Origin of the sequence: Campylobacter concisus, from assembly GCF_050447505.1 — a bacterium.
GTDB lineage: Bacteria > Campylobacterota > Campylobacteria > Campylobacterales > Campylobacteraceae > Campylobacter_A > Campylobacter_A concisus_BP.
This window is the reverse complement of the sequence record NZ_JALMFZ010000001.1, coordinates 352,140-377,730: the sequence shown is the minus strand read 5'-3', so window position 1 is coordinate 377,730 and position 25,591 is coordinate 352,140. Positions and strand designations below refer to the sequence as shown.

At 39.9% G+C, this 25,591-nt stretch carries 28 protein-coding genes and 1 pseudogene; 2 read left to right on the top strand and 27 right to left on the bottom strand.

Features of this window, described 5'->3' with window-relative positions:
• Positions 1-130 precede the first annotated feature (130 nt).
• The 5 genes and pseudogenes from rpsI to proA form a co-directional block, all read right to left on the bottom strand.
• A complete protein-coding gene (rpsI, locus tag MTT09_RS01850) occupies positions 131-520 on the bottom strand; it encodes a 30S ribosomal protein S9 (RefSeq protein WP_021084780.1) in 390 nt (129 codons plus the stop codon).
• 2 nt (positions 521-522) lie between these two features.
• Positions 523-951, bottom strand: a complete 429-nt coding sequence (gene rplM / locus MTT09_RS01845) for a 50S ribosomal protein L13 (protein WP_002939292.1) — start codon at positions 949-951, stop codon at positions 523-525.
• A gap of 80 nt (positions 952-1,031) precedes the next feature.
• Positions 1,032-3,851, bottom strand: a complete 2,820-nt coding sequence (locus tag MTT09_RS01840) for a RecB-like helicase (protein WP_429802217.1) — start codon at positions 3,849-3,851, stop codon at positions 1,032-1,034.
• On the bottom strand, positions 3,848-6,193 hold the full coding sequence (locus MTT09_RS01835) for a PD-(D/E)XK nuclease family protein (RefSeq protein WP_429802215.1): 2,346 nt from the start codon (positions 6,191-6,193) through the stop codon (positions 3,848-3,850). Before MTT09_RS01835 ends, MTT09_RS01840 begins: the two co-directional genes overlap by 4 nt.
• A 230-nt stretch (positions 6,194-6,423) precedes the next feature.
• A pseudogene (proA, locus tag MTT09_RS01830) lies at positions 6,424-6,783 on the bottom strand (glutamate-5-semialdehyde dehydrogenase); the annotation flags it as partial.
• Positions 6,784-6,970: 187 nt separating this feature from the next.
• Here proA and nhaA point away from each other — a divergent pair.
• Together nhaA and MTT09_RS01820 are read left to right on the top strand one after the other, a co-directional pair.
• Entirely contained in the window at positions 6,971-8,161 is a 1,191-nt protein-coding gene (nhaA, locus tag MTT09_RS01825) for a Na+/H+ antiporter NhaA (RefSeq protein WP_429802213.1), read from the top strand.
• 75 nt (positions 8,162-8,236) lie between these two features.
• A complete protein-coding gene (locus MTT09_RS01820; RefSeq protein ID WP_021084773.1) occupies positions 8,237-8,365 on the top strand; it encodes a hypothetical protein in 129 nt (42 codons plus the stop codon).
• 90 nt (positions 8,366-8,455) lie between these two features.
• Here the strand turns inward: MTT09_RS01820 and MTT09_RS01815 are convergent, their stop codons facing one another.
• The 22 genes from MTT09_RS01815 to MTT09_RS01710 form a co-directional block, all read right to left on the bottom strand.
• Positions 8,456-8,926, bottom strand: coding sequence for a FixH family protein (locus tag MTT09_RS01815; protein WP_429802211.1), 471 nt, complete (start codon positions 8,924-8,926; stop codon positions 8,456-8,458).
• The gene (locus MTT09_RS01810; protein WP_429802209.1) at positions 8,919-9,488 is read right to left on the bottom strand and encodes a hypothetical protein; all 570 of its coding nucleotides are present in this window, start codon (positions 9,486-9,488) and stop codon (positions 8,919-8,921) included. The genes MTT09_RS01815 and MTT09_RS01810 overlap by 8 nt, the downstream gene beginning before the upstream one ends.
• Before the next feature lie 106 nt (positions 9,489-9,594).
• Positions 9,595-9,807, bottom strand: a complete 213-nt coding sequence (locus MTT09_RS01805; protein ID WP_021084770.1) for a DUF4006 family protein — start codon at positions 9,805-9,807, stop codon at positions 9,595-9,597.
• Positions 9,807-10,670: a cbb3-type cytochrome c oxidase N-terminal domain-containing protein gene (locus MTT09_RS01800; protein ID WP_429802207.1), complete on the bottom strand. Its 864-nt coding sequence runs from the start codon at positions 10,668-10,670 to the stop codon at positions 9,807-9,809. Before MTT09_RS01800 ends, MTT09_RS01805 begins: the two co-directional genes overlap by 1 nt.
• Positions 10,658-10,870 (bottom strand): cytochrome c oxidase, cbb3-type, CcoQ subunit, encoded by a 213-nt coding sequence (locus tag MTT09_RS01795; protein ID WP_002939259.1) that lies wholly within the window; start codon positions 10,868-10,870, stop codon positions 10,658-10,660. Before MTT09_RS01795 ends, MTT09_RS01800 begins: the two co-directional genes overlap by 13 nt.
• Positions 10,871-10,879: 9 nt before the next feature.
• The gene (ccoO, locus tag MTT09_RS01790; protein ID WP_021086480.1) at positions 10,880-11,545 is read right to left on the bottom strand and encodes a cytochrome-c oxidase, cbb3-type subunit II; all 666 of its coding nucleotides are present in this window, start codon (positions 11,543-11,545) and stop codon (positions 10,880-10,882) included.
• Positions 11,545-13,035, bottom strand: coding sequence for a cytochrome-c oxidase, cbb3-type subunit I (gene ccoN, locus MTT09_RS01785; RefSeq protein ID WP_429802205.1), 1,491 nt, complete (start codon positions 13,033-13,035; stop codon positions 11,545-11,547). The genes ccoO and ccoN overlap by 1 nt, the downstream gene beginning before the upstream one ends.
• Before the next feature lie 92 nt (positions 13,036-13,127).
• The gene (locus MTT09_RS01780) at positions 13,128-13,811 is read right to left on the bottom strand and encodes a response regulator transcription factor (protein WP_012001191.1); all 684 of its coding nucleotides are present in this window, start codon (positions 13,809-13,811) and stop codon (positions 13,128-13,130) included.
• The gene (locus tag MTT09_RS01775; RefSeq protein ID WP_429802203.1) at positions 13,804-14,544 is read right to left on the bottom strand and encodes a sensor histidine kinase; all 741 of its coding nucleotides are present in this window, start codon (positions 14,542-14,544) and stop codon (positions 13,804-13,806) included. The genes MTT09_RS01780 and MTT09_RS01775 overlap by 8 nt, the downstream gene beginning before the upstream one ends.
• Positions 14,537-15,202, bottom strand: coding sequence for a sulfite exporter TauE/SafE family protein (locus MTT09_RS01770; protein ID WP_429802201.1), 666 nt, complete (start codon positions 15,200-15,202; stop codon positions 14,537-14,539). The genes MTT09_RS01775 and MTT09_RS01770 overlap by 8 nt, the downstream gene beginning before the upstream one ends.
• A 1-nt stretch (position 15,203) precedes the next feature.
• The gene (gene carA, locus MTT09_RS01765) at positions 15,204-16,322 is read right to left on the bottom strand and encodes a glutamine-hydrolyzing carbamoyl-phosphate synthase small subunit (RefSeq protein ID WP_429802199.1); all 1,119 of its coding nucleotides are present in this window, start codon (positions 16,320-16,322) and stop codon (positions 15,204-15,206) included.
• Positions 16,322-16,873 carry a DUF507 family protein gene (locus MTT09_RS01760; RefSeq protein ID WP_429802197.1) on the bottom strand — a complete coding sequence of 184 codons (552 nt, stop codon included), beginning with the start codon at positions 16,871-16,873 and terminating at the stop codon, positions 16,322-16,324. Before MTT09_RS01760 ends, carA begins: the two co-directional genes overlap by 1 nt.
• Positions 16,874-16,922: 49 nt before the next feature.
• The gene (locus MTT09_RS01755) at positions 16,923-17,363 is read right to left on the bottom strand and encodes an isoleucyl-tRNA synthetase (RefSeq protein WP_107804718.1); all 441 of its coding nucleotides are present in this window, start codon (positions 17,361-17,363) and stop codon (positions 16,923-16,925) included.
• A 250-nt stretch (positions 17,364-17,613) separates the two neighbouring features.
• On the bottom strand, positions 17,614-18,474 hold the full coding sequence (locus MTT09_RS01750) for a formate/nitrite transporter family protein (RefSeq protein ID WP_429802194.1): 861 nt from the start codon (positions 18,472-18,474) through the stop codon (positions 17,614-17,616).
• Positions 18,475-18,658: 184 nt separating this feature from the next.
• Positions 18,659-19,105, bottom strand: a complete 447-nt coding sequence (locus tag MTT09_RS01745) for a hydrogenase 3 maturation endopeptidase HyCI (protein ID WP_103647389.1) — start codon at positions 19,103-19,105, stop codon at positions 18,659-18,661.
• The gene (locus MTT09_RS01740) at positions 19,105-19,449 is read right to left on the bottom strand and encodes a formate hydrogenlyase maturation HycH family protein (RefSeq protein ID WP_002939326.1); all 345 of its coding nucleotides are present in this window, start codon (positions 19,447-19,449) and stop codon (positions 19,105-19,107) included. The genes MTT09_RS01745 and MTT09_RS01740 overlap by 1 nt, the downstream gene beginning before the upstream one ends.
• Positions 19,446-20,270, bottom strand: a complete 825-nt coding sequence (locus MTT09_RS01735; RefSeq protein WP_429802192.1) for an NADH-quinone oxidoreductase subunit B family protein — start codon at positions 20,268-20,270, stop codon at positions 19,446-19,448. The genes MTT09_RS01740 and MTT09_RS01735 overlap by 4 nt, the downstream gene beginning before the upstream one ends.
• Positions 20,267-20,806 (bottom strand): formate hydrogenlyase complex iron-sulfur subunit, encoded by a 540-nt coding sequence (locus MTT09_RS01730; RefSeq protein WP_002939210.1) that lies wholly within the window; start codon positions 20,804-20,806, stop codon positions 20,267-20,269. Before MTT09_RS01730 ends, MTT09_RS01735 begins: the two co-directional genes overlap by 4 nt.
• The gene (locus MTT09_RS01725) at positions 20,803-22,539 is read right to left on the bottom strand and encodes an NADH-quinone oxidoreductase subunit C (RefSeq protein ID WP_009294856.1); all 1,737 of its coding nucleotides are present in this window, start codon (positions 22,537-22,539) and stop codon (positions 20,803-20,805) included. The genes MTT09_RS01730 and MTT09_RS01725 overlap by 4 nt, the downstream gene beginning before the upstream one ends.
• Positions 22,536-24,017 carry a hydrogenase 4 subunit F gene (locus MTT09_RS01720; RefSeq protein WP_429802190.1) on the bottom strand — a complete coding sequence of 494 codons (1,482 nt, stop codon included), beginning with the start codon at positions 24,015-24,017 and terminating at the stop codon, positions 22,536-22,538. The genes MTT09_RS01725 and MTT09_RS01720 overlap by 4 nt, the downstream gene beginning before the upstream one ends.
• 2 nt (positions 24,018-24,019) lie before the next feature.
• Positions 24,020-24,664, bottom strand: coding sequence for a hydrogenase 4 membrane subunit (hyfE, locus tag MTT09_RS01715; RefSeq protein WP_002939315.1), 645 nt, complete (start codon positions 24,662-24,664; stop codon positions 24,020-24,022).
• 1 nt (position 24,665) lies between these two features.
• Positions 24,666-25,586: a respiratory chain complex I subunit 1 family protein gene (locus tag MTT09_RS01710; RefSeq protein WP_002939300.1), complete on the bottom strand. Its 921-nt coding sequence runs from the start codon at positions 25,584-25,586 to the stop codon at positions 24,666-24,668.
• Between the last annotated feature and the right edge of the window lie 5 nt (positions 25,587-25,591).

Sequence of the window (25,591 nt, the reverse complement as noted above, 5' to 3'; positions counted from 1 at the left end):
TTATTTTAAAGTGGTTTCATTTTAACTAAAAAAATATAAACCAACTCTAAATTCTAATTTAATTAATAATGTAAATTCGAAATTTACACAACCTAAATTTTGCAAATGCAAAAGCACTTGCAAAAAACCATTAACGTTTAGAGAATTGTGGGCTTCTTCTAGCCTTTCTTCTACCAAATTTCTTACGTTCAACAACACGAGAATCTCTAGTTAGTAAGCCTTTTGGTTTAAGTGCCGCTCTAAAATCAGCATCCATATCAGCCAAAGCACGTGAAATGCCGTGCCTTAAAGCCTCAGCTTGTGCTGAATAACCGCCACCTAAAGTTGTAGCTACTACGTCTATTAAACTCTCTTGTTTTGTTACTAAAAGTGGTTGAATAACTTTAAGCTTGATAGCCTCGTGACCGCCAAGCCAAGTGTTAAGATCCATACCATTTACTACGATTTTACCGCTTCCAGCTTTTATCCAAACCTTTGCTACGGCAGTTTTTCTTTTACCAGTTGCATAAACTTTTGCCATAATTATTTTCCTTCTTTTTTAGCTATTTGTGCCGTATGAGGATGCTCACTGCCAGCATAAACTTTTAGTTTTTTTATCATCTCTCTTCCAAGTTTTGTCTTTGGAAGCATGCCACGAACAGCTAATTTAAATAGTTTTTCTGGCTTATTTGCTATTAAATCGCCAAATTTCTCGCTCTTTACGCTGCCAAAATATCCTGAGTGTCTGTGATAAAGTTTATCTTCAGCTTTGTTATTACCAGTAAATTCTACTTTAGAAGCATTTATGATGATAACATAGTCGCCACAATCTACGTTTGGCGTGAAGCATGGTTTGTTTTTGCCACGAAGTATAGTTGCTACCTCAGTTAGCAATCTACCAAAGCGCTTACCAGCTGCATCAACTACGATCCAGTCTCGCTTAACTTCGTTTGGCTTTGTTATTTTTGTCATTTTCTTACCTTTGCCAAGTTAATTTTTGAGTTGTGATTGTATTTAAACAATGCTTTGACAAAGCTTAAATTAAGTAGCGTTTAAACTTCAATATATGAAATTTTGCCTTCAAGTGCATAGAAGATGACGGCGATTATACTATGTTTTTCATAAAATTTAGCGAGCGCATCTTTATACTCTTTTACCTGTTTTTTGTTCTCTTCTATATTTTTATCTGTCGTTTTATAATCAATCACGCAAATTTCACGATCATTAAAGCAAAAAAGATCCATCTGTTTTAGCTCATTTTTTACTTTAAATGGCTGCTCTTTGTAAATTTCTTTGCTTTTTATGCACTCTATAAATTTTGGCTCACTTATAAGCATTTTTGCCCTAGAAAAGGCATCTTCAAGTGCTTCAAGCGGCAAAAATTTATGAAATTTATTTAGCATCAAATTTTTAGCTTTTTCTAGTGAAATTTCATCAAATTTCTCACTCATCTCAAGCAGATAGTGAAACGCAAGGCCAAAATATATCGCACTTAAATTTTTACCACTCGTCTTTTGCTCTCTTGCCTCTACCTCTTGCCTCTCTATCTTTAAAATTTCAGGTATTTTTTCATCTTTTTTTAGCTCTTTTTGCTCAGTTTTACTAGGCAAAATTTTGCCAAAGCTAAATTCTTTTAGATCAAGATAGTCGTTTGCTTCGCTCTTGTCGCTTTTTGTGTAAAATGAAAAAAAGCTTGGGCTGTTTCCGCTTGGGACGGCTTGTTTGATGATGATGAGCGACTTTGTTGCCCTTGTGAAAGCGACGTAAATTTTATTGATATTTTCTTGCTTTTCAAGCTCTTTCATCTGCTCTAAAACTCTTGCATAGTCGCTATCAAAATTTTCTCTACCTGAAATTTTACTCTTTACGATCCACTCGCCCTTTTCGCTGTATTCGGTTATGAAATTTGAGTCATCACCCCTGCCCTTGCCCATCATGTCGCAAACTATGACGTGAGCAAACTCAAGCCCTTTTGACTTATGCACGGTCATCACTCTCACGCCGTCGCTACTTTTTGGGCTGATTTTAGAGCTAAAGCTTTCAAGGTTAAATATAAAATCACTTAAATTTTTATACCCCGCGCTTAGCTCAAACAGCTTTAAGATATCAACGTCTGCCATGCTTATGCCTAAATTTTTAGCTAGGTAAAATAGGCTATTTGTCGCGCTCACTTCTGGCTTTATGCTTAGTTTTTTGACATTTGCATTTACTAGTGCTTTTACATTCTTTTCATAAATTTCTTCTTTAAATAGGCAAAATTTCGCATACTCGATGATAGCAGCGACAAGCGGCGTTCTTTTTAGCTCCAAAGTGCCTTCATTGACGCTTTTTATCCCTGCGCTACTAAGCACTTCTGAGATGAGACTAATGTCGCTATTTTTCCAGCAAAGCACGGTTATATCGCTTGCATTTACGCCAGCTTTTAAAAGCTCACTTGCTTGCGCAACGACCGCACCTGCGATATCTTCATCGCTTAACACACGCAAGTAGCCGTAGTCATCTTTTTCTACTTCAAAATAGTCGCACTCGCCGCTTACCTCGTAGCTTAGCGTCTCATCTTTTTTAGCTGGCTCTTGTGGCTCAAAACTAAGCCCATATCTATGATAAATTTCTTCAAAAACAGCATTATTAAATTTCACCAAAGCCTTCAAACTTCGGTAGTTACTTGGCAAATTTTCTATATCTATCTGAGTAAAATCATCTCCCAGCTTGTCAAAAAGCTCCTTTTTGCCACCCCTAAATTTATAGATACTCTGCTTCGTATCGCCGACGTAAAAGAAGCTTCCAAGCCCGTTTTGGCCGTATCCAGAGACGATTTCAGCGATGAGCGGCAAGATGATCTCGTACTGGATCACGTTTGTATCTTGAAACTCATCGACTAAGAGGTGATTTATCCTGCCATCGAGCCTAAAATAAAGCGCCTCCTTATCCAAATTTTGCACCAAAAGCTTAAAAACCAGCTTGTTTATATCAGCAAAACTTAGCGCATTTATCTCCTTGTTTAGCTCTAAATTTGAAGCCTTATAAAGCTTTAATAGCTTGCTAAAGCCACTTAGCCTATACCTTTCGACCTCTAAAATGTAGTTTTTTGCTGCCTCTTTTAGCTCAAAAAAGAGCCTATCAAGCTCAGGAGTATAAATTTTGCTAAAAGTGCGGTAGTCTAGGCTTTCTCTAGCAAAAACCTTACTCTTAAATAGCTCAAATAAATTCTGCTCACCAAATGTCTTTTTAGCCGCATCGCTAGCGCCATTTTGCAAGGCTATATGCTCATTTATCGCCCTTTGCGCCGCCCTTACCTTGCTATCATCTGGATAGCTTGCGCCACTATCTTTTAGCTCGCCGCCAAAGCTTTCATAAAATTTTGCCAAAGTCTGCGAAAAGCTAGCCTCTTTTTGGCTTGAAATGATCATCATTAAGGCTAGCTCGCTAAGAAGCTTTTTATCCTTGCTCGCCTCTTTTACAAATTTTTTCCACGCCAGATCTTGCAAGCTATCTTGCACGCTGTAATCAGGGCTAATGCCTAAATTTTGGCTAAATTTCTTCAAAATTCCAGAGAAAAACGCATCAAATGTATAAATTTTTAGCTCGCTTTGCAAAAAGACGCTAAGCCTTTCATCTCGCCTTTTTAGCGCCTCATCTTGGTTTATACCAAGCTCCGCGCACACCGCTTCAAGCTCGCCCTTTTTGTTTTGCAAGTCCAAAAAAGTTGCGATTATGCGCTCTTTCATCTCGTTTGCTGCCTTTTTTGTAAAAGTTAGAGCGACGATCTCGTTTATATTTTCGCCTCGAAGCACCAAAGCGATGTAGCGAACGCTCAGCGCAAAGGTCTTACCGCTTCCAGCGCTTGCTTTTAGGGCTAAAAAATTTTTCATAACTCTCTCCTACAAAGTGTAACGTATTCGCAAAATGCGCAAGCACCGCTCTTTCTCTCAAAATTTATCTTGGTTTTGTTTATGGTTTTTAGCTTTTCTATCTCGTCACCTAGATCCTCTACGCTTTTTTTAGAGCTAACTAAGCTAGGCTCGTTTTTTAGGGCATAGTAAGCACTTCGCACCTCTCCGCCGTAAAGTGCTTCGTAAAAGGCAAGCTGGAGCGAATTTACATTTGCCTCGCCAGTTTTATAATCAAGTATGAGCACGTCGACGTTTGCGTTTGCATCGATCCTATCGATAAATCCCTTTATCTGCACGCCGCAAAACTCGCTTTGCACCTCTTTTTCGCACTCAAGTACCCTAAAACCAGCCCTTAAACGCTCGTTTTCATAAATTTCATACTCTTTAAATTTATGCGTCCAAATTTCAAACTCAAGTGGCGTAAGATTTTGCTTTGCTAGCATCTCTTTAAAAATGGCTAGATCAAAGGTGTTATTTTGCTTATAAAATTCGCTCGTGTAATACTCAAAAAGTGCGCTATGAACGCTATTTCCTTGTTTTGTGCCAAGCTCTTTTGCTACGCCTTTTGCAGGCTTTATGCCAGCTATCTTTGTGTAGTAGTATTTTCTTGGACAGGTTAGAAATAAATTTAGCGTCGAAAACGAGAGTGGGTTTGTGAAAAAATCATGCTCTAAAATAACCTCATCGTCGCTTAAATTTAAGCTCGCCTCCCCCTTTAAAAATAGCTTCAAATAGGCCTCATCGCTAAATTTCTCATCTTTTATCGTTTTGAAATTTTTTAAAAATCTCGAAGGTATGCTCTCTTCATTTACACAGCAGCTTATCGCCACTTTTTTGGCGTTATTTATGAGGCTTTCGTAGTAAAATCTCTGCAAATTTTCACGCTCCACATAGCTTATAAGCCCCGCTTTTTGCCTCACTTTTGAGTTTAAAAACATCTCGTTTGCGCTTCTTGCTGGGATGAAGTTGTCGTTAAAATCAACTATGATAACGCCATCAAATTTCATCCCACGGCTCTCTAGCATGCCCATGACGCTGATCTTTCCGCCACCCACATCATCGATGCTTAGACGCGATATATTTAGCAAGAAAATTTCACTTAACTGCTTTAGACTAAAGCTAAAATACCTGCATAAATTCTCCATCCTAAAAAGCTCAAGTGCGAGCTTTTCTTCGCATCTTGGCTCATTTTCAAGCACCAAAAGCTCATCTATTAGCTCTTTAAATTTGCTAAATTCACACGCCTCAAAATAGCCAGCCCTAAATTTCTCAAAAAGCTGCTCGCTCACGCCAAATTCGCTTAAAATAAAGCCAAGCTCCTCGTAGCTCTCACACCTGCTTTGATCAAAAACTGGGCTTGCCTCTTCATTGATCGCTCTTGTGATGTAGTAAAGCGCCTCATAAAATTTTGTATTTTTAAAGCTCTCGCCCATGGCGTAGTTGAAAATTTTAGCGCTATCATGAAGCCTTAAAATCTCGCTAAAGCCCTCATCTGGCAAGATGACTGCGATATTTTCAGGCTTTATGCCCTCGCGTACAAACTCGCTCGCCTTTGCCATAGCATAAGCGCACTGCAAGCTTCTTGTGGCAAAATTTCTTACTAAAACTGGCTCAAATTTTGTGATATTTTCTAGGCAGACTAGCTCATTTGTGTTTAAATTTAGCTCATATTTTTTATAGTTTTCAAACTCGCTAATGGCTGAAATTTGCCTTATCTTATCGATTAGTTTTTTGTTAAAAACGCTAGTTTGAAAGATAATTTTTAGCGTGGTTAGTTTTGAAATTTTTTCTAAAATTTCCCACTCAAACTCGCTTAAAATGCCATCAATGTGCAGTGAAATTTCACTAAAACTTCTTATGTAAGCTTCATTTATCGAGTAAATTTTTGGCAGGGTTATATCATCATAAAGATCCTCTTTATCAAGCAAGCTCTCATACTCTTTTAAAACCGCTTCAAGTATGCTTAAATGCTCCTCAAAATCAGCGTAAATGTCGTTAAATTTAATCTCTTTAATGCTTTTTTTGCTGATGGCAAGCTCTTTAAAAAACGAAAAAAGATAGTCGTTGTTTTTCAAAAACTCAAAAAACTCAGTTGGGATTTTAAGCACCGAGTTTGCCTCTTTGACGCTGGCACAGGCTCTGTTCATAAGCACCAAAGCATAGGTGCTATCGCACTCAAAGCGTCCATTTACAAAGATGGCCTTTTTATAAAACTCAGCGATGCTTAAACTTTTTGGGATTAGCTCGTCATTAAAACCAGCGTTAAATTCCCTGATCTTACGCGAGTTTGTAAAGACGAAAAGTTGATTTAGGTTGTGCATTTTTCTCTCTTAAATTTTTAAAAATGATAGCCAAAAGCTGATAAAAGAGCACTTTTTCTCACTTAAGGCAAGCTTTGAAATTTTTTCTAAATTCATTAAAAATTTAAGCCTTAAAGTGCTGGGGGCTACAATTTCAAAAAGGAGCAAAAATGCATAAAGAGTTAAACAGATCTGGCTTTTACTACGGCTTTCCAGTTTTGCTTGCCACCACAAAAGATCAAAAAGGGCAAGATGATACCGAGTACCCCCAGCGGCACGCGAATGCGGCTGATTTGCATGCCGTTTGGATGGCTCCAGCCGCCTAAATTTTCGCCTACGACCTCGGCAAAGCCCGCCACCTCGCGCACGCCCTTCGCCATAGCCTCGATGCGGGCATCCGTTAGTCGCAAACGATCAAGCAACGCCAAGCTAAGGCCCGATTTCTCGCCGTTTGCAAGGTCTTTGGCGTTTGCCGCTTTTATAGCCTCTTTTTGCGCTAGCAGCTCGTCCGCCACGGCGTTTAAAATTTCAAATTTAGCCCTGCTATCAAGTCTCAAAAGCTCGCCGCAAACAGCCTTTGCACGCTTACATATATCTAAAATTTCATTCATTTTCGCTCCTTAATCTATAAAAACCGTGCGCAAGCGTCCCGCTCCCGCAAGCGCGGCATGGCAAATTTTAGCGACGCGTCTACTAAATTTACCTTTAAATTTGACTTGATTATAGCCAAATTCGCCCGAATTTTATGCGATCGTAAAAATACGCTATAATCGCCAAAATTTATAAAAAGGAAGCAAAATGGGCGGAATAAAAGAGTTTTTAAAACACGAAGCCAGCGGCGGGATTTTGCTGATGATCGCTACGGTCGCGGCGCTACTGTGTCAAAATACGTTTTTGAGCGATTTTTACAACGAATTTTTAAATACCAAATTTACCATGAGCTTCGGCGAATACGGACTAAGCAAACCCCTGATCTTGTGGGTGAACGACGGGTTGATGGCGGTATTTTTCTTTCTCATCGGACTTGAGCTAAAGCGCGAGGTGCTGGAGGGCGAGCTAAAAAATCCGTCGCAAATCGCGCTGCCAGCGATCGGCGCGGCAGGCGGCCTGATAGTGCCCGCGGTTATCTTCTATCTTTTTACGAAGCACGACTCCTTCGCGCTTGGCGGCTGGGCGATACCGACGGCGACGGATATCGCGTTTGCTCTGGGGATTTTGAGCCTACTCGGGCCTCGCGTACCGACTAGTTTAAAAATTTTCCTCATGACGCTAGCGATCGTCGACGACCTTTGCGCGATCGTGATTATCGCGCTATTTTACACGAGCGAGCTTAGCGCCCAAATGCTTGCGGTCGCGAGCGTTTGCCTAGCCGCGCTTTTCGCACTAAACAGACTCGGCGTAAAGAGCAAGGCGGCCTATCTAATCGTAGGCGCGGTGATGTGGGTAGCAGTGCTAAAATCAGGCGTTCACGCCACGCTTGCGGGCGTCGTGGCGGCCTTTTTCATACCGCTTAGCTTTAAAGACGAGCCTGGCAAATCTATGCTAAAAAGTATCGAGCACGACCTGCACGGCTGGGTGGCGTTTGGCGTGCTGCCGATATTTGCCTTCGTAAACGCAGGCATCTCACTGCGAGGCGTCGGACTGGACGAGATTTTGTCTCCGGTCGCGCTAGGCACGGCGCTGGGGCTTTTCGTCGGCAAGCAAATCGGAGTATTTGGATTTAGTTTTTTAGCGATCAAATTTAAGCTAGCCAAGCTGCCCGAGGGGTCAAATTTCATCCAGCTTTACGGCATCGCCGTGCTTTGCGGCGTAGGATTTACGATGAGCCTTTTCGTTAACGGCCTAGCCTACAACGACACGGACGCCTTTGCCTACACCGACAAGCTCGCTATCTTGCTAGGTTCGGTAGTTTCGGGTGCCGCCGGGTTTATATTGCTTAAATTTAGCGCCAAAAACCAAAGCGCGCGCATAAAAGAGTGCAAGATATAGATAGAAACGATCGTCGAAAAGTGCGAGATAAAAGAGTGATTTTGCATCGTTACTTGCAAGATAGTTGGCATCTTTGTGGATGAAAATTTGTTAAAAGATGAAAAGCTAGATACTAAAAAATACTCGCCGCTCATCTATAAATTTAAAGAGTACGTCACAACTGGCAAGCGTTTGGGCTTAAATTTTGGCTTTAAAGAGGTTTGAGCTGGAGTTTCGGCTGGCTAGAAAGTAAAATTTGCAGATAAATTTATTTGATTTTGACCTTGGCTAAAAACTTTTGGATGCAAATTTAGCCTATTTTGTAGCGTTAAAATCAAATTTATAATATCTCGTATCTTGCTTGTCGCTTAGCCTTAAAAGTAGCTGCCACCTGCCCTCTTTTAGGCCAACACTCTCGCTTACAAGCTCATTTTCTTGCCATGAGGCGCTTAATGTTTTGTTATCTTTGTTTGTTTGTGGGCGAGTTAGCAAAATTTCATAGCCAAGGCTTGAAATTTCGCCATTTTTTGGCATTAGGTGGAATTTAAATTTACCCTGCAAACCTTTAAATTCTGGCTCAAATTTAAGGCCAAATTTCTCATCAAACCTAGCCTCGCTCTCTTTTATAAATGTGATGTTTTCATCGACACTTTGATGACTTTGCATATAAGCGCTATCCATCTCGACTGGATTGTTGATCGCAACAATGATGGTCGCGGCACAAGCCAAGATGATAGCAACTATGCTAAGCACGATGCCATAAGGCCAAAAGCTCTTTTTAGCCATTTTTTACCTTTTTATAAAAGATGATAAGCACGAAAAATGCTATCAAGCCGTAGATAAAAATTCGCAAGAAATTTAAGGTCGTCTTGTTTGAGCTACCGATGCCGCTTTCTAGCTTTAAATTTAAGGTCTCAGCGATCTGCTCGGCGATATCAGCGTAGCCGTTTAAGATAGCGGCGTTATAGACATCTTTGCCGTTTTTTGAGACCAAAATGGGGATAATGGTGCCTGATTCTGGATTTACACTTAGAATTTGCTCTTTGTTAAAGAGCTTTGAAGTGTTTGTATCGCTAAAAATTTCAACCTTTTGTTTATCTTTTATGAGCGCTAAGAAGACAAAAGGCGAGCTTAAATTTTGCTCTTTAAAAAGCACGTCTAGCTCGCCATCTTTATATAGACCAACTACTAAATTTATGCCGCTTTTTTGATAAAGCTCACTGCCAATCTTATTTAGCTTTTGGCTCACTTTTTGGCTTAAAATTTCATCATCATTGATAACAAAATTTGCACCCCAAGCCAAATTTTGCCACAGCAAAATGATAAAAATGAGTGCAAATTTCTTCAAAATTAACCTACAAATAGGTGATTTGGCGTAAGCACTGACCAGGCACAAATGGCGCCTGCGACGACTATTAGCAGGATAATGGCTTTTTCTATTATGCCTAGCATCGCTACTCCTTTACAATGACGTGTTTAGCGTTATCTACGCTCTTCATCTCGATGCTAGCTGCATCTTTTAGTGAGTAAGGCTTAGTTGCGACCTCTTTTTGCAAGCCGATGCCAACGTATGTAAGCACCGCTAGGATAGAGAGCAAAAGCACCACCGCTATTAAAAATCCGCTAATGCCGTTTAAGGCAAAGATGTTTCTATTTTTATTTTCCATTATTCGCCCTTTGATAGCGATATGACGTACTCGCCAACTGCGCTTTGCTGGATCTCATTTAGCCTGCCATCATTAAATTTAGGCATAGTGCCGATCGCTCCTTTTTTGCTGCGATTTAGCACATCAGCCACAAAGCTAGCCGAGCCATATTTGCTAAGATCAACCGACATGCCATCCATGCCCTTGCCATCTTCGCCGTGACACGCCGCACATGCAGCGTAAAGCTCTTTGCCAGTGGCTACTAAATTTTCATTTTTAGTGCTTTTTATCGCGCTTATCTCTTTAGCTACGTATGCTGCGATCGCCTTTGCGCCATCAGCGTCAGCTAAACCTGCTGGCATCTCACCCATAGGGTAATCAAGCCCTTTTGAGCCATTAAGTATAGTCTCGACTATACCTTTTTCGCTGCCCCAGATTTGTAAATTTGCAGCCTTGCCGCCTATGCCATCGCCTGTGATGCCATGACATGCTGAGCACTGCACAAGATATATGCTCTCGCCCATAGCGTGAAGCGTCTCTTTGCTTGGATTTGCATACTCTTTTTCAAATTTAGCGTTTGCTTCTTTGACCTCTTTGTTGTACTCGCCGATTTGTGAGTAAGAATTTAGTGGGTAGCCCAGCAAATAGTACCAAACCGCCCAAACTAGCGCTAGCAAAAAGACGACCGCCCAGCCAAGTGGGACAGGGTTTTTGTATTCTCCTATGCCGTCCCAGTTGTGCTCGCTAAGCTCAACGCTCTCATCTTTTTTAACCTTCATCTGCCCCACATACCTACCAGCTACAACGATAGTAAGCACGATGATTAGAGCCGCTCCTATAAGAGCTAGTAAATTTACATTATCTTCTAAATTTAGCCATTGCATACGCTCTCCTTTGTAGCCTTACGCTCTAAAATTTCGCCACCGATCTCATCGTTAAGCGCTAGTTTTGAGTATTTCTCATAGTTTCTTCTGCCAGTTTTTTCGCTCTTATAAAGATGAAAAAAATAAGCATACAAAGTGATCGCCAAAAATGCTGTCAAGAAAAAATAGCCATAAGCTTGAAACTCTCTAATGTTCTCCATCTTACGCTCCTACTTTAGGCTATTTAGATAAGCAATCAGTGCTACGATCTGGCGAATTTCACCTTTTGCAAAAGCACTTTTTACCTGCTCATCTTTCATATTTTCAACGATAGCTGCAGCCTCAGCCTTGACATTAGCATTTGTCTGCTCTAGCGTGCCAAGAGCTGGCATATCTTTTTCGTCATAAGGCGTGTTAAAGACCTTTTTAACCGTTAGCGCTTCAGCGTATGCAGTCTCTATGTCAGCATTTTTCTTAAATAAAAATGGATATGCTGGCATGATCGAGCCTGGCACTACTGAGGCTGGATTTAGCATGTGATTTTCATGCCAGTCAGTCGTTCTATAGTTGCCCACACGCATAAGATCTGGACCTGTTCTTTTTGAACCCCAAAGGTGCGGACGATCATAGGCAAATTCGCCACTTAGTGAATACATGCCGTATCTATCAGTCTCAGCTTTAAACGGACGGATCATTTGAGAGTGGCAGGTGTTGCAGCCATTTTGCATATAGATGTTTTTGCCAGCTAGCTCTAAAACGGTGTAAGGCTTTGTGCCCTCAAGCGGCCTAGCTCTGTTTGCAAAGTCTGGCAAAATTTCAACTATACCAGCGTAAGCGATGACTATAAAGACGCAAACTGCAAAAAAGAATGGATTTTTTTCTAACCAAGCAAACATCACATCACCTCCGCGCTAGCTTTTGCCCCGCCGCCCATAGGCGAAGCGCTTTTTGGCTCTGCTAAGATAGCTTTAGCAGAAGTTGATTTGTAGATGTTATAAGCAAACATCAAGAAGCCAACTAGATAAAGAAGTCCGCCAATAGCCCTTATATAGTAGTATGGGATAAGCACGACTACCGTATCTATAAACGAGTAGAGTAAATTTCCGTAGCTATCAGTCGCTCTCCACATCATACCTTGCGTGATACCAGCGATCCACATAGATGCAAAGTATAAGACGATACCTGTTGTTTGTATCCAAAACTGAGCTTCCATTAGCGACTTTGAGTAAATTTCACGCTTAAACACGCGCGGTGTCATGTGATAAAGTGCCGCCATGATCATAAAGCCAACCCAGCCAAGTGCGCCGTCGTGAACGTGTCCTGGTACCCAGTCAGTAAAGTGCGCTAGAGCATTTACAGACTTGATAGAAAGTATCGGGCCTTCAAGTGTTGAGAACATATAAAATGTTGAAGCTAGAACCATAAATTTAATAAGCGGACTCTCTCTAAGCTGCGCCCACTCACCCTTCATCGTAAGAAGAATGTTTATCGCTGAGCCCCATGAAGGCAGGATCAAAACGATAGAAAAAACTGAACCCATAGTCTGCATCCAATCAGGCGTAGCAGAGTAAATAAGGTGGTGTCCGCCAGCCCAAAGGTAGATGAACATCAAGCCCCAAAATGAAAATAGAGATAGTTTATATGAAAATATCGGCTGACCGCTCTCTTTTGGTAAGAAATAATAAATTTGAGCGATGATCGCAACTGTAAAAACGAATGCAACCGCGTTGTGGCCGTACCACCACTGAACCAAAGCGTCGTTTGAGCCAGCGTACATAGATACAGAGTGTAGCCATGAGCCATAACCGCTAACAAGTCTTGTTGGAATTTCCATATTGTTAAATAGATACAGCATCGCAACGCCAAGAAATGTAGCGATGTAGTACCAAACTGAGATATAAAGTGTCTTTTCGCGGCGGATACCGATGAGGCCAAATATACTAACACCCCAAAGTACCCAAACCAAAACCACTGCGATATCTAGTGGCCACTCAAGCTCGGCGTACTCCTTAGCTGTGCTCTCGCCCATAAAAAGCGTAACAACAGCTAAAACCATAACAAGCATATATAGCCAAAAGTGAAGCTTGCCGATAAACATCAAAAATGGCGACTCGCTCATCGAGACCTTTAAAACACGCTGTCCGATGTAGTACCAAGTGGCAAAGATGCCTGAGAGCATGAAGCCAAAGATGATGCCATTAGTATGAAGAGGACGCAACCTCCCAAACGCCGAATATTCGCCGGCTATGTAGTTAAGCTCTGGACAGGCCATTTGAAAAGCTATAACTACGCCAACAACCATGCCTATGATACCAAAGAGTATCGTGGCAAACATAAATAGCTTTGCTACACTATAATCATAGTGTAGTAGCTGAGATGGTCGCATAAAATATCCTCCTAGTTAAATTTATATTAATGATTCGTTATTTTAAAGTATAAGGACTATAAAAAAACTTAATTAATATAAATTCTCATTAACTAAGAAAGTCTTCTGTCTATTTTGTAACCAAGTCCTGGGACATTTTTTATAAAGTTGTTGCCAACTTTGTCTCTAACGCGCTTAACAAAGGTTCTAATAGCTGCTTCTGTAACGCTCTCACCAACCCAAACGACGCTTTTGATCTCATCGTGAAGCACGAGCGTACCAAGTCTTTTTATCAAAAGTGAGATAAATGCAAGCTCTTTTTTAGTAAGTGAAATTTCAACACCGTCTCTGATAAGTACGCGTTTAATTTTGTTAAAGCTATATCCGTTTGCAACTTGGATGATATTTGCAGTTTCTATCTTGCTTTTTGCGACATTTTCTATCGTTTTTAAAAGATCATCTGCCATGATAGGTTTTATGAGATACTTATCAACGCCAACATCGATAGCCTTTAATAAAGTCTCTTTTTCACTATGCGCACTTAGGACGATGACAGGTGTGTCTTTAGAAATTTCCTTGATATATCTTGTCATATCAAGTCCATCACTAATTGGCATAAATACATCTGTAATTACCATATTTGGGTTGTATTTTTTAAATTTTTTCAAACCTTCATCACCATTTTGAGCAGTAAAAACTTTCTCAAAATTGTCACTTAGCACATCGTGCATGATCTTTTTGCTGTCGCTATCGTCTTCGACAAGCAAAACCGTTAGGTTCTTTAAAATTTTATTCATCTATCTCTCCTTTGTGTGGTAACTTTATTAAAAAACAGGCTCCATTATCGCTGTTGCCCGCTGTTATTTCTGCGTTAAATTGATCGATTATTTGCTTTGACATATAAAGTCCTAGGCCAGTGCCTTTGGCATCTTCTTTGGTGGTAAAATATGGCTTAAATATCTCATCTATCACATTTTTATCTATGCCACCACCGTTATCTTCTACGCTTAGGTAAGCAAATTTTTCATCGCTATCAATCTTTATTTTTATATTTTTATCTTCTATCTTTTGTAAATTTAGTGCGTCTTTTGCGTTATTTAGTAAATTTATGATGACTTGCATGAGCCTGTTTTTATGACCATAAATTTTCGAGTCCCCTAACACCTCAAGCTCTATATGAATGCCCTCTTTTTTCATCACACCTTTTACGATCTGTATAGATGCTCTAGCTGCGTCTGCTAGGCTAAATTCTTGTGAAAGTGTGTTTGGATTTAAAAATGAGCTAAACTCATCAGTAGTTTCTGACATATACTTTATGATCTGCATAGCCCTCTCATAAGAGCCGATAAATTCGTTATCTTCGCTGCGTGCTAGCTTTTTCATCTTATATAAAACTAAACTTAGCTCATTTAGCGGCTGCTTCCACTGGTGAGTTATATTTGCCATCATCTCGCCCATAGTAGCAAGCTTAGCAATCCTCATGCCATCGCTACTTGAAAAGAAATTTTCATCTAAATTTAAACTAGGCATTTGCTCTATATCCTAAAAATGATAGATAAAGTCCGTTTAAGATCATTATGCAAGCTGAAAGCTTAAACATGATCTCTTTAAATTTCTCTCTTAGTGAGCCAAAAACGAAGCTAGCTAGCAACATCGCAGGTAAGGTGCAAAGTCCAAAGATAAGCATTATTAAGGATGCGTCAGCCACATTTGCGCTTAAAACTCCAAGCGCTAAGAAATAATAGACCACACCACAAGGCAAAAGCCCATTTAAAAAGCCAAGTAGCAAGAAATTTGCCAAATTTCTCTTTTGGACGCTTGTTTTTGCCATTTTTACTACAAATTTAAGTGCTTTTTCATTTTCTACAAATTTTAAAAGCTCGCCCCTAAAAAGCAGTGCGATGCCAATAAATGCGATCACTAAGCCAACTATAAAAAATATAATGCCTCTTGCTTGCGTGCCAAAGCTAATGGCTACTCCAAAAGCGCCAAACAAAGCCCCCAAAGCCACATAAGCAAAAATTCTAGCTAGGTTATAAAGCGCGCTTAGCATTAAAATTTCACTCTTACTTTTACCTTTAAAAAATAGAGCTTGCAAGCTCAAAAACCCGCTACACATGCCAACACAATGACTAAAGCTGCTAAAGATCGCAACTGAGATAATCATGTAAAGGCTTATGTTTTGCATATTATAAAATTTCTAAAAACTGCTTAAATATATATTTGCTCTCGTTAGGGCCGCTACTTGCTTCTGGGTGATGTTGCACCGAGAAGATCGGATAGTCCTTGTATCTTACGCCCTCGATCGTGTTGTCAAACAAATTTCTATGTGTCACAACCGCTACTTCAGCGATGCTCTCTGGCACATTGTAGTTGTGATTTTGCGTTGTTATCTCGATCGCTTTTGTCTCTAAATTTAAGACTGGATGGTTTGCTCCGTGCTGACCAAATTTAAGTTTATATGTCTCGTATCCAAAGGCATTTGAAAGTAGCTGATGACCAAGGCATATGCCAAATATCGGGATTTTTGCCTCTATCATCTTTTTGATCTCGGCGATTTCAGCCTTTAAATTCTTAGGCTCGCCTGGACCATTTGACAAAAACACCCCGTTTATCTCGCCATTTTTAAATTTCTCTATCAAAACTTCAGCCTTAGTATCGTGTGGCACGACGATGACCTCAAGGCCAGTTTCACATAGTTCATTTAGGATATTTCTCTTTACACCAAAGTCAAAAACGGCTATCTTTTTGCCGATACTTTTTAGAGGTTTATATGACTTTAAATTTCTATCCCAAGCACCTTTTTTATGCTCGTACTCGTCCATTGCGCTAACTGTTTTTACATAGTTTATATTTTCTATGCGTCCGCTGCTTTCAAGCCTGCGCTTTAGCTCATCTTTGTCGCTTATCTGCGTTGAGATGTATGCCATCAAAGCGCCTTCATCACGTAGTATCTTTGTTAAATATCTAGTATCAACGTCATAAACGCCAAATTTGCCCTGCTCTTCAAAAAATTTGCCCAAAGATTTTTGCGAGCGGTAGTTTGAGGGGATTTCGTTATAGCTTCTCATTATGACGCCGCTTGCGTGAATTCTAAGGCTCTCCATATCATCTTCGTTTATGCCAACGATGCCGATCTCTGGCATAGTAAAGACGATAAACTGACCAGCATAGCTTGGATCGCTCATGATCTCCTCATAGCCAGTCATTGAGGTATTAAAAACGAGCTCGCCTGCACACTCGCCGTGAGCACCAAAGGCTTTTGCCTCTAAAAAAACGCCGTTTTCAATGTAGATATAAGCTTTCATTAAAGCATTCCTCTTTTTTTAAGCTCATCTTGATACAAACGCTCGAAAATCAGGTCATATTCGTCAGTTCCAGGGATAAGTTTGCGTTTGTAGTTTTGCATCATCTCATAGACGTTATCTTCTATTTTCTCATAGCTCTTTAGATACTCATCTATCGAGCCATATATCACGTTTTTTACGCGGTTTTCAGATACGCTATAATCAACCAACCCGCTCTTCCAGATAGCTTCAAGTATCTTGTGGGCGACATTACTAAATCTATCTTCATGGGTTAAAATGACGTCAAATTCGCCAGCAAGTTTCTTTTTAACGAGCCAAAACATATTTTTGCGGTCGATTTGCATAGTTTGCATCTCGTCCTCATTTTTCTCTAAAAGCTCATTTACTCGCTCATCTAGCGCTCTTTCTTTTTGAACGTCAGTAGTTAAAATTTCACTTGCTTTTGCTACGATTGGCTCGATACCTTTGTTTAACTTTACAAAACCACAGTTTAAAAGATCTATTGCTATTTTATGTGAAACATAAGGTACGTGTGGAAGTTTTATACGCATTTTAAACCTTTAAATTTTTATGCCATTGTAACTAAATAAAGGTAAAACTTTACTTTGAAATTTTAACGACTTTATCATTGTCACTTCTTAGAAAATAAATTTCTCTTCGTCCGTCATAAAGGACTTTGCCGCTTGTTTTTTGCTCGCTTTGTAAATTTGAAGATATATCCATCTCAAGTGGCTTACTCATAAAATAAGCTTCGCCCAAGCTTCGTCCAAAATCAGGATACCAACTAAGTGCACAAAGCACGAGCAAGAGCAGATAAAAGGCTCTAAAAATTTTTCTAAATGGCGCGTAAAAGAAAAAATATCCAAATATAAAAAACACAGGCAAAAGCCACAAAAAAGGCACATTATCTACAAAAACCACATTAAAATACTCATTTATGCCATAAAATGAAAAGTAGTTGTTGTAAATTCCAACAAATAGCGTAAAAATAGGAGCAAGAACAAATATAATGCCAGTAAAAAATGCATTAAAAATTTTCATAGGCTCTCCTTTTTTCGTGGGATTATATTAAATTTTAGCTTTATTATTGCTCTAAATTTATTTGCTAAGATGTTTTAAACTCCAAAATGTCACAAATTTTCAAATAACGGGGGAGTTAAAACGATAAATTTAAGATGAGTGTGACATTTTTTAGATAAAAAATAAGAGATTTTTTTGAAACTTTTAAGGTAAAAAAGAGAAATTTAAAATTTAGCCTTTGCCATAAAAGCAAAGACTAAAAGGGAGTTTATTAAGCTTTTTTCTTCATATCAAATTTATTAACCATGAAGCCAACAAGACCAACAAAGAAAAGACCACCGCAGATGTTGCCAAGTGTAACTGGAAGCAAGTTTTTGCTTAAGAAATTTGTCCAGTTGATGACATCTAGCTTATCAGCTGTAGTGTGAAGTAAAGCTGCTGCAGCGTTGATATCGCCACCACTTGCTGCTATATAGTGAGCTTTAGAAATGATAGCTTCGGTGATGATGAACATATTTGCAACGCAGTGTTCCATTGAGCAAGCAACGAATGCGCCAATCATCCACATAATGGCAAAGAATTTACCAGATAGGTTGCTCTCGCTTGTCGCAGTCCAGATAGACATACAAACAAAGACGTTACAAAAGATACCACGAAGAAATAGCTCATGAAATGGTGCTGTGATCTTGCCAATAGCTGCTGGTACGAAGTGTTGCAAGATGTAGCCGTCGTATTTTAGTGGCAAACCAGAGTAGTAGTACATATAAGCGATCAATGCGCCGCCAACGAAGTTAAATATCCAAACAATTACCCAGTAGCTTATGGTTTTGCCAAGTGGCAATTTGCCATCATACGCACTAACACCGCTTAAAACAGAGCTAGTAAATAGGTGACCGCCATAAAATACAACCATCATGAGGCCGCAGCTAAATGTGATACCACCGATGAAGTTTGAAAGACCGATAGACTGTTTTTCAGCCATACCAACTGTTGAGTGAGCCCAAAAGATATCACCCATAGCAATAGCAGCACCAGCCATGATAGCAAGAAATATAATGCTTACAAGTGGCGTATGGGCTTTATGCTCCATTGAATTTGAGACCGCTTGAGCGGTTTCTGCCGGATTTAACATCACGTCTCCTTTTTATTTAACCTTCTTTGATCTATAAGAAATAAAAGCAAAGAAGTAGTGCCAAAGATAGACTTTTAGCGTTAAAATTTAATGTTTAAAGCTTAGTTTTTACACTAAATTTCAAATCCAAAATGATCAAATTTATCTTTAGCAAACCCCAGATTTAATTTAGCACTTGCTAAATTTAACCAACTAAATTTTTATCAATCTCTACAATTCTTAAAAAGGCTTTTCTTGCACTTTTTTTAGCCTGCTCGCTTAGGCCTTCTTCAAAGTCAAGGACATTTTCAAGCAAGACACTAATGCCAAGAAAAAGCGTCTTTGGGCAAATTTTTCGCAAATAGCTTAAAAGCACCGGCGTTGGGAGGTTGTGGGTTGAGTAGATATAGTCTCTATCGTCACTTAGGTCAAAAAACTCTATCTTATCCTCATCAAAACCACTCATCGCATCGACTACTATCAAAATGTCAGGCGCAAATTCTCTAATAGCTGAAAATTCATTCTCAGGCACATCTTGCCCAAAAAAGACCTTCCACTCTTTTAGCTCGTGCTCTACGATGCGGCCGACTTCATTGCCAACATCATCATCGCCACGCATAGGATTACCGATGCAAAGGATGGCCTTTTTCATCAAAAGTCCTTCCTAAGCACAATATATCCCTCTTTTAAATTTGCCAAAATTTCTTTAAGCTTACACTCACAAAGCTGTGGCAAGAGTCTAGCAATATGCTCAGCAAAAATTTCAACTTCAAAATACTTGCTTAAATTTCCGATCTTAAATTTCACATATTCGCCTGAGTTTTTGATCATCTCGTCAAATTCCTCATCGCTTAGCTCTAAGATCTTCTCGCTAAAATCAATCGTACCAACGCCGTGTCCCACGCAAGTGGAGAAAATTTTTATCTCCTTTAGCTCGCGTGGAAGCTTCTCGTTGTCGTCCATATGCCTTTTTGTAAGCTTATAAACTTGTATCATCTTTTACTCCAAACCTCACTATCAACATCAATCGCAAAATTTTTACCAGCTTTTGCGTATTTTAGATAGACATCATTATGCAAAAGTGCCATACACTCAGCATATCTAGGATCATCTTCTTTTTTGATAGCTGCTATAACCGCTTCACGTGCAAGCTCTGGGTTGTGGATATCGCTTGAAGCTTTGATAGCGTCCATATATTTTTCAAATAGTGTTCTACCAAAGATATAGCTCATTAGCCTTTTACTTTCAGCATGCAAGTCACGCTCAAACAAGATATCGCCCATTACCGACTTCTTAACTGGAGGAGGTGTAGTGCTGTCATTTTCATAGCTTTTTTTCTGAAGCTTTTGATCGATGATACCAAGAGCCATACCTAGACCATAAATAACACTTGCTGGGTGTGGAGGGCATCCTGGGATATAGACATCAACTGGGATTATCTTATCTATACCACCCCAAACACTATAAGCATCGTGGAAAATTCCGCCTGTGCTACCACAAGCACCAAAAGCAACTACGATCTTAGGATCTGGAGCTGCCTCGTAAGCACGAAGAAGTGGGTAATACATCTGTCTTGTGACTGGTCCTGAGCAAAGCAAGATATCAGCGTGTCTTGGGTTTGCTACAAGCTTAAAGCCAAAGCGCTCTGGATCCCACATCGGAGTGATAGCAGCGAAAATTTCGATCTCGCAACCGTTGCAACTTCCGCAGTCGATCCTATAAACGCTAAAACTTCTTTTGATATTTTTTAAATGCTCTAGCTTTGCAGTTAGGTCATTTGCTGTTTTTATGTCCTCTGGGACTTGATATAGACTCATTTTATAGCCTCCTCAACGCCTTTTGTTAGCCTCTCAGCAGATTGGTTTTTCTTGCACTCTGGGCAGATAAAAAGGTACTCTTTTGCCTCTTCAAGTCTGCCTGGGAGTAAATTTGCTGTGCCAAGCTTTTCAAGAGTAAAATTTATAAGCCTTTTTGGCGTAAATGGCTTGCCGCAGCATTTGCAAGTTTGCATCTCAAGCTCGCCTCTTTGTATAAGAGCGCTCTTGTCAAATTTAACCGCAAGCTCAAAGCTATCGCTAAGTCTTACAGCTCCAGTTGGGCAAACCTCATCGCAGCGTCCGCAGAATATGCAACGACCACAGTCAAACTGCCAAACAAGTCTTGTTTGCTCATCGTTCATCTTAAGCTCTATTGCGTTACTAGGGCAAGCGATACCGCAAGCTGCACAACCTATACAAAGATCGTATGTATAGTCTGGCTGACCGCGGAAATTCTCAGGCACAATATATGGCTCAAATGGATAGGCGTATGTCGCCTTTCCATATTTTTCTGTGATGTCAAATAACTTCATCATCTTAAATCCTTCTTACTAACCCCGCCATCTTGACAGAATTTTTTAAGGTCTTTTTCTGTTAAAATTTTACTTTTTTTAGTCCTTACATCAACCAAAGTAACACGCTCGGTGCATGAGTAGCAAGGGTCAAGTGAGCAAACGATAAGCGCAGCGTCACTTATGTTGTTTCCTCTAAATTGATACCTTAGGCTTGGCCAGTTGTTATATGTCGCAGCCCTACATCTCCAGCGATATACTTTTTGAGCGCTACCTTGCATGATCCAGTGAACATTCTCACCACGTGGTGCCTCATCGTGACCAAGTGCGAAATTCTCTGGCTTGATCATAGTCACAGGATCGATCATGATCGGAGTTTGAGGCATCATCTCAAAGCATTGGCGGATGATATGGATAGAGCTTTTTAGCTCTTTATATCTAACCATCTCACGAGCAAAAACATCGCAACCATGCTCAACTGCTACTTCAAATTCTATCTGTTTGAAGAAGTCGTATGGGTGATCGTAGCGGTTATCACGTTTAAAGCCAGAGCCTCTCATATTTGGACCAACTGGGCTAAAGTCACGTGCTATTTGGCGGTCTAGTATACCTACACCTTTCCAGCGTCCGATTTGGCGTTTATCTTCCAAAACTGCATCCCAAATTTCTGAAATTTGAATGTCAAGTTTATTGATGATCTCTAAGCCTTTTTTGATCTCATGGTTTGTCATATCACGTCTTAAGCCACCCATAACGACGTTGCCGTATGTTTTACGTCCGCCAGTTACAAGTTGAGCTAGCTCCATAGAGTACTCACGAACCCTAAAGATATGCATGAAAGCGTTGTAGTTACCAGTAACCTCACAAGCTAGACCGATATTTAAAAGGTGGCTGTGAAGACGCTCGATCTCAAGACAGATGACGCGTATAGCTTGAGCTCTTAGTGGGATTTCAAGCTTTATAGCTTTTTCTGCTGCTTCGATACAAGCAATAGCGTGAGCATAACCGCAAATTCCGCAAACGCGCTCTGCAAGATAGCCCATTTGATCATAGTTCATTCTGTTTTCAGCTAGCTTCTCCATACCGCGGTGTTGATAGAACAAGCGATAATCAGCGTCGATGATCTCATCGCCATCGCAGAAAAGTCTAAAGTGGCCTGGCTCATCAGATGTAACGTGTAGTGGTCCAAGTGGTACATCAACTACTGCATCGCCTGTTGGGAACAAAAACTCTGCATCAGGCTCATCTCTGTGATCAACCGGATCAGGGCGGTAGCGGTAGTCCATAGCATCTTTTCTAAGTGGGTGAAGTCCGTCTGGCCAGTCATCACTTAAAACTAGACGTCTTTTATCAGGTAGTCCCTCAGCTACTAGACCAAACATATCATAAGCTTCTCTTTCATACCAAACACAAGCTGGTACAAGTGGAGTAACTGATGGAAATGTCGGATCGCTTCCTGGGATAAGTGTTTTAACTGTGATAAAGCACTTATCCTCAGCTGCAAAGTCGTCTGCCTCAGTCATCTTGCTACCTTCCATTGAGATAGCATAGTAAAGCGCATAGCAGCCATTTATCTGGCGCTCGTCGTTTGGTATCATAGTGCTTATAAAGCCACCGATATCATAATAAAGTGTTTTAACAGCTAGTGGAAGATCATTTCTATCAACCAAAACTGTGATCTGATCGTCTGCTTGACGAGTTACTTCTAAAATTTTTACCTTTGTTTTTAGGATTTCAACAAATTTATCGCCTCTCATTTTAAAGCTCCCATCATTATATTAACACCGTTATTTACTAGCGTATAAAAGCTATCTACGTGCCATACGCCAAAGATTATGATAAGGGCACAGAGTGCTATAAGAGGTAAATTTTCAAACAAACTCATCTCTTTATTATGAACAACCACACCTTTTGGCTCGCCAAAGCTTGCCATGTTAAAGTGCGCAAAGTCAGCTATGAAAATAACTGCAAGTGCAATAGCAAATAGCGCAACTGCGATGTATTGACCACTTGTGATAGCTCCAACAAAGACGTTATATTCGCTAACAAATATAGCAAATGCTGGAACACCAACTAGTGAGCATACAGCTGCACCAAACATAATAGTTGTAATAGGTGCGATCTTAACCATGCCGCCCATCTTACTCATATCTTTGTGGCCGTAAATTCTTGCTATGTTACCTGTTGAGCAGAAAGCCAAAGCTTTTGTGAAGCTGTGAGCTAAGCAGTGGAATATCGCTGCAAATAGACCAAATTTACCGCCAACACCAAGTGCAAATGCGATAACACCCATGTGAACGATTGAGTGGTATGCAAACATTCTTTTTACGTTGTGTTGTCTAATTAGGAAAAATCCCGCTACAAAAAGTGTGATAGTTCCTGATACGATCATTATGCCTTCAACAAAGCTAAATCCAACTGCTTGAGCTGCGATAGCGTAGTATCTTAAAAGCGCAAGCATCGCACATTTTAAAAGTACGCCTGATAGCAATGCTGAGATAGGCGCTGGACCTTCAGCGTGAACGTCTGGCAACCAAGTGTGAGTTGGAGCAAGACCAGCTTTTGTACCAAAACCAATTAGCGCAAACACAAAGATAAGTTTTGCTGCATCTGGATTTAAATTTTTAGCGTTAGCCATTATGCTTGAAAACTGCATAGAAGCCTCGCCGTCTCCTAGTGTGCTATATGTAGCTGAATATAGAAGAACGGTTGCATAAAGAGCAAATGCTAGACCGATTGAACAAAGAACGATGTATTTGTAGCCACTCTCTGTTGATTTTTGATCTTTGTGAATAGCAACCAAAAATACAGAAGCTAGTGTAGTAGCCTCGATAGCTGCCCACATAAACGCAACGTTGTTGCAAATAACGCTTAAAGTCATTGTAAAGATAAATACATGGCTTAGTGCGTAGTATTTTTTAAGATCACTTAAGTGGATGTGTCCATCTTCAAGTTCCCATCTCATATAGTGGATAGAGTAGAAATTTACTATAAATCCAGTTACGGCGATAAGCACTAAGAAAACACAGCCTAAGCTATCTAAGAATAAAAATTTATCAAAACTATAAAAAGTTCCGCCACTTAAAACTTTAAGAACATTGTTAAGTAAAGCCACTGATGTCGCAGCAGAAAACAAGACATGAAGTCCGCTAAGTACTGCATAGTTTTTAGGACTTAAAAACAAGATCAAAGCACCAAGGAGCGGTATGATAAGTATTAAAGCTAAACTATCCATCTCTAACCCCTTAAATTTGAAGCTTTAGAAGTATCTAAGCTATCATAAGCTTTATAAAATCTAATCGCTAGAACGCTCATGATAATAACAGCAAATATCGCATCTGTTAAAATTCCAAGCTCAACTAGCTCATGTGAGTTGTAAGCCATTAGAGCAAGGCTTAGATGGATGCCATTTTCAAACAAGCAGTAAGCTAGAATTTGTTTTACAAATGAGTTTCTTAGCATGAAGCCAAAAATTCCCATCATAAAGACTGTTCCAGCAGCGATTAACATAATCTCTTCTTTGATAAGAGAGAATTTTAAAAATATAGGGTGGATACTCATTGAAAGAGCTAGAGAAAATCCCATAGCAATAACAGGACTTACAAAAAATCCACCGACTGGCTCATCTTCGCTAACTACGCCAAGTTTTTTGATAAGCCAGAACAAAATTCCTGGCACGAAAAGAACTTTGGTAAAAAACGCAACGATCGCCCAAGTTTTTAGCTGCTCAGCGTTAAATTTCTCAGATAGCAAGAAAAATATACTAACTAAAAGTAGCGTCTCTATCGCATAAGCGATGATTGAGAGTTTCAAGCTTCTAAGGCCAAAAACCGCAAGCGAAGTTACGATCATGCAAATGGCTAATATATCTAGTGTTTGCATCTCACGCTCCTACTACATAAAGTGTTAGTGCAACAAACGAAATAGCAAGTGCACCAAGAGCATTTTTGCGTAAAGATGAAGTCATTTTAAAGCGTGGTCCAAAGTTGTCTATAAATACAGCTGCGACGTAAAATACTCCAGTTTTTATCACAAAAACGATAATAGCTAAGAAAGGATTGCTAAAATTCCATGGCTCAAATATGCTTAGGAAAAGTCCGATCATAGCAAACTGTTTTAATATAAGTGATGCTTGAACTAAGCCAAGGTCGCTACCAGCATACTCACCAAGAACACCCTCTTGAAGCTCTTGTTCTGCTTCAGCTAAGTCAAATGGCTTTCTACCAGTCTCAACATACATACACCACAAAAATGCGATAGAAGCAACAGCAAAACTTGGAATTTGATATCCGATAACGCCAGTTCTTACCATCTCTTGGATCTCAACTAAATTTGATGTTTTAGCTGCAAGCATAACTACGATTAAACACATAATCATAACTGGCTCGACATAAACACCAAGCATTTGCTCCCTGCCGCCACCTGTTGCCGCAAATGGGTTGCCGCTATCCATTGAAGCTGCACCAAATACAAATCTAAGTAGCGCACCAAGATAGAGGATAACAAATATATCTGAATATGCTCCAAATACAGTGTCTTTGCTATAAGTGATAGGTATAGCAGCTAGCACTGCAGCTGAAGTTGCAAAAAGGAAAAATGGAGCCCATCTAAATACCCAGTGAGAGCACTCAGGGACGGTTCTTCCTCTTCTAAAAAGCTTTATAATGTCGCGATATGTTTGAAAGAAATCGCTACCTTGTTTTGATTGAAGTTTAGCTCTAAGTTTTCTTGCCATACCATCAAACAAAGGAGCTACCAAAACGATAACGACTACTTGAAATATCATTAAAAGTATAGTTTGCATTTTCG